Annotated in this window: 4 protein-coding genes; all 4 read right to left on the bottom strand. The window is 58.9% G+C overall.

What is annotated here, in order from left to right; translation table 11 throughout:
- Window positions 1-78: 78 nt before the first annotated feature.
- The 4 genes from AC07XF_RS28900 to AC07XF_RS28885 are packed head-to-tail and all read right to left on the bottom strand — an operon-like array spanning window position 79 to window position 3,566.
- Window positions 79-642: a PqiC family protein gene (locus tag AC07XF_RS28900; RefSeq protein WP_495029240.1), complete on the bottom strand. Its 564-nt coding sequence runs from the start codon at window positions 640-642 to the stop codon at window positions 79-81.
- A 17-nt stretch (window positions 643-659) separates the two neighbouring features.
- Window positions 660-2,336 carry a PqiB family protein gene (locus tag AC07XF_RS28895; protein ID WP_495029239.1) on the bottom strand — a complete coding sequence of 559 codons (1,677 nt, stop codon included), beginning with the start codon at window positions 2,334-2,336 and terminating at the stop codon, window positions 660-662.
- Complete coding sequence (locus tag AC07XF_RS28890) at window positions 2,317-2,973, bottom strand: paraquat-inducible protein A (RefSeq protein ID WP_007994743.1); 657 nt, start codon at window positions 2,971-2,973, stop codon at window positions 2,317-2,319. The genes AC07XF_RS28895 and AC07XF_RS28890 overlap by 20 nt, the downstream gene beginning before the upstream one ends.
- On the bottom strand, window positions 2,970-3,566 hold the full coding sequence (locus AC07XF_RS28885) for a paraquat-inducible protein A (protein ID WP_495029238.1): 597 nt from the start codon (window positions 3,564-3,566) through the stop codon (window positions 2,970-2,972). Before AC07XF_RS28885 ends, AC07XF_RS28890 begins: the two co-directional genes overlap by 4 nt.
- Between the last annotated feature and the right edge of the window lie 300 nt (window positions 3,567-3,866).

Genomic DNA, 3,866 nt, shown 5'->3' with positions numbered 1-3,866 from the left:
GATTTTACGACTGCTTCGCAGCCGAACGCAGCCTCGCGGGCTCGGCAGCTGCTACAAAGGGTGTCGCGGCTGAAATGCTTAATTGACTGGCATTGGGCAGCCAGCCTGTTTTCTCGCGGCAGCCTGGCTGATCAGCGCGGCCAGGCGTTTGATGTTGTTTTGCTGGGCAAGCACCAGTTCATCGATGCTCGCGCCTGAGGGGGTTTGCAAGGTGCTGCGGCAAATGACCCGTGCAGGTTCGCCTTCGCTGGCACTGCGCAGGCGCCATTTCACGTCCATCAAAGCGTATTGACCGGGGACCGAATCAAAACGCTGCACATCGACCCGCACCGAATACCCGCTTTGTGCAGGATAGTTGCTCAGTTGATCGGCCAAAGCACTGTTCAATTCATCCACGAGGGTCGCGCCCCACCATTGGGTTTCCAGGATCGCCAGGCCACTGTTGCCCTGGCGAATGACGATCTGCGCGCGATCGACCTGGGGCGGCACGCTGATACTCTCGATCTGAATCACCCCGACGGTGGTCCTTGAGTGATCGCCCACCTGAGTCGGGGTCAGTGTGTGGAATTGAATCGGGTCACTGCGGCAAGCGGCGAGCAGCAACAGCGCGGAGACCAGTGTGAACTTCAGCGGAAAAGCCATGGGTGTTGCTCCTGTGTTCAGTTGCGCGGTGGCCCTTGCAGATCCATGGGCGCGGCATTGTTCGGACGGCCGCGAAGCAGCGATTCCGGATGCCGCCCCAGGTAATCCGAAAGATCACGCAAGGATCTCGACGTGCGTCCCAGTTCATCCAGGGTCTGCCCCAGTTTTTCCCGTTGCGGCGAGTCCTCGGCCAAGGTCGAACTGGCGGATTGCAAGGTCGAATTGGCTGTTTGCAAGGTCTTGCTGACTTCCGACAAGGTGGTTTGCACACCCGGCATAATCTTGCCGTTGAATTGCACCATGCCTTTGCGCAGTTCGACGAGATTACCGTCGAGATTGCCGGCAATACGCTCGATGGGCAGTTTGTTGATCTTGTCGACCATGGATTCGAGTTTTTCCTGCAATTGCTCGAGGCTGCCCGGTATGGTCGGGATGATGACCGGGCGTGCGTTGGCATCGAAAGCGACTTTTTCTGCCTTGGGGTAGAAATCCAGGGAGATGTACAACTGGCCGGTCAGGAAGTTGCCGGTGCGGGCCTGGGCTCGCAGGCCGTTATCGATAAAGGTGCCGATCAGACGTACGCCACCGGCTTCGTCATTGGGGTCATGCTTGAGCGCCATGAGCATCTTGTCGTGGGCCTTGCCCAGGCGTTGCGGGTAAATCACGATGCCGACGTTGACCGGAAAGGAACGATTCTTCTCGTCGTAATCCAGATTGACCGCCACCACCTTGCCGATTTCCACACCGAGGAATTCCACCGGCGCATCAACCTTGAGCCCGCGCAGTGCCTGGTCGAATCGCATGGCCAGGTATTGCGGCTTGCCATTTGGCGGGGCGAGGGCGGTCTGTTGGTCGTCGAACAGTTCGTAGGCATATTCTGCCGCAGCAGGTTTATCGCCAGGGCTGTAGTCGGGCGCGCGGAAGGCAATGCCGCCCACCAGCAAGGACGACAACGACTCGGTCTTGACCGCAAAACCGTTGGCACCGACGTTCACGTCAATGCCGCTGGCGTTCCAGAAACGGGTGTTTTCGGTGACGTACTTGTCATTGGGGGCATGGATGAACAGCTCAATGTTCACGCCTTTTCCATCCGGGTCCAGCGCGTAGGCCACCACCTGGCCGACCGGGATCTTGCGGTAGTAAACCGGAGAGCCGATATCCAGCGACCCCAGGTCCTGCGTGAACAAGGTGAAACGCTTGCCCGGCTCGCCGTAGGTGATGGGTGGCGGGTTCTCCAGCCCCGTGAAGTTTTTCGCCCGGCCGTTGGCCTGGCCGATATCGGCACCGATGTAATCGCCCGACAGCAGCGTATCGATACCGGACACACCGCCCGCTCCAATGCGCGGCCGCACTACCCAGAACTGCGAATCTTCGCGGGTAAAGCTTTCGGCCTGCTTGGCCAGCTTGATGGTGGCGTTCACACTCTTCTGGTCATTGCTCAGTTCCACATCCGAGACTTGGCCAATCACCACATTACGGTACTTGACCTCGGTTTTATTCGCGGTCAGGCCGCTCCCGGTCTTGAACGTGACAACGATGGTCGGGCCTTCCTGCAGGATGCTGTGAACCACCAGTGAAATACCCACCAGCACCGCGACGATCGGTACGATCCAGACCAGCGAAACGCTGAAGCGGCGGGTCTTGATCGGCGCCGGCCCGGGGGCTTGCGGCCCGTCAGTGGCTTGTGACTTCATCCGTGACCTCCTCATTGTTTGGGTTTTCCCGTTCTTTATCCCAGATCATGCGCGGGTCGAAACTCATGGCCGAGAGCATGGTGAACACCACCACCAGGCCAAAGAACAGAATGCCCGGGCGCGGTTCGATGTCGGCCAGGGCCTGGAATTTCACCAGCGAGGCGACCAATGCAACCACGATCACATCGAGCATCGACCAGTAGCCGATGACCTCGACGAAGCGGAACAGCGTCGACCGCTCTTTACGTGCCCACTCACTGTCGCGTTGCACGGTCACCAGCAGCAGCGTGATGGCAACGAACTTGATGCCCGGCACCGCGATACTGGCAATGAAAATGATCAGGGCGATGTCCCAGGCTCCGGCCTGCCAGAACTCCAGCACACCGCTCATGATCGTGCTGTCGGCGCCATGGCCGACCATTTTGGTGTTCATTACCGGCAGCAAATTGGCGGGGATGTAAAACACCAGGGCCGCGATCATGTAGGCCCAGGTCCGGGTCAACGAGTTGGTTTTGCGTCGATGCAAAGGCGCGCCGCAGCGCTCGCATTCGTGAGGATCGCCAGTCATGTCGCAGGCCAGCCCGCAGCTGTGGCACAGGCACAGATTGAGTTCGTCGGCGTACGGAGGCGTGCTCATAAGATGTCCCATAAATCGCGGATATCGCGCCCGGCGATGCGGATCATCATCAGGCTCAGCACCGCCAGGGCAAACAGCCCTATGCCGGGCAGCACATCGAGCAGTCCGGCGAGCTTGATCACCGCAACCATGGCACCCAGCAGGCAGACTTCGAGCATGCTCCAGGGCCTCAGTGTTTCCAGCCAGCGCATGCAGAATTTGAACCCGGGCGCACGTTGATGGATGAGGGCGAAGCCCAATACCCAGATCAGCAGCAACAGCTGGAAAATCGGCGCGATGATCATGGCGATCGCCGCCACCATGGCGATGAACGTGATAGGTCCCAGGCTCAGGGCCAGCACCGAGTCCCAGAGGGTTGCGCTGTTCTTCGAGCCTTTGAGGCTGATGCTCATCACCGGATAGAAATTGGCGAATATCCAGAGCATCAACGCGGTGAAGGTCAATGCAAGGCGCTGTTCCACTGTCAGGCCGTTATAGCGCTGCAGCACGCCGCCGCAGCGCGTACACAGGGTTTTCTGATGTTTGGCGAGCGTCACCTTTTCGTACACGCTGTCGCAGTGCTCGCAGATGATCAGCTGATCAGTAGTTGCCATGGGCCAGGCTCAACAGAAGGCAGGAAGTTCAGAGCACCCCCTCAATATAGAAGTGCCTTGCGATTGAGCAAATCGAAAGTCGAAACAAGGGGATGGGTAGATGAGCGAATACGCAGAACCATGTGGGAGCGAGCTCCCCAATCACTTGGGTAGTTCGCAGGTTTTGCGCTCAACCGCTGAACCTGTGGGAGCGGGCTTGCTCGCGAAAGCGGTGGGTCAGTCGACATCAATGTTGAATGTCCGACCGCTTTCGCGAACAAGTCCGCTCCCACAAGGGGCCAGGGTTGTGAGGAAGAATTG

This window comes from Pseudomonas sp. GW821-FHT01C01, from assembly GCF_059422645.1.
The sequence above is the reverse complement of the archived record's forward strand: the minus strand, read 5'-3'. Positions and strand labels throughout refer to the sequence as shown.